The sequence below is a fragment of the Marinobacter iranensis genome (genome assembly GCF_029207565.1).
GTDB lineage: Bacteria > Pseudomonadota > Gammaproteobacteria > Pseudomonadales > Oleiphilaceae > Marinobacter > Marinobacter iranensis.
In genome coordinates this window covers 1-278 of record NZ_JANCMW010000103.1, presented here as the reverse complement: position 1 = coordinate 278, position 278 = coordinate 1, and the positions used below count along the sequence as shown (strand labels likewise).

The window sequence follows — 278 nt, the reverse complement described above, 5'->3', positions numbered from 1 at the left end:
AACTATAGCGCCGCGAGGACGACGGTCGGCACGGCAGACGTTCAACCTGTATCGGGCGATATCGCGCCGCCGGGACCCGTGACGGTCGGTACGATCGCTCCGGGCGTCGATACGGTGAGCCTGACTTGGCAGGACCCGGCGGACGGTGACCTGTCCGGCATCGGGCTTCAGTGGGCGGCCGAAGGGCAAGAGATGACCGCGGATCCGATTCGGGTAAGCAAGGGCGTCGGCAAGTACGCGATCGCCGGACTCTCTCCGTCGAAGTCGTACGAGGTTCG

The 278-nt window shown here is 65.8% G+C and carries 1 protein-coding gene; it reads left to right on the top strand.

What is annotated here, in order from left to right; translation table 11 throughout:
• The coding region (locus NLU14_RS21620) for a fibronectin type III domain-containing protein (RefSeq protein ID WP_275710499.1) at window positions 1-278 on the top strand (278 nt) is incomplete at both ends.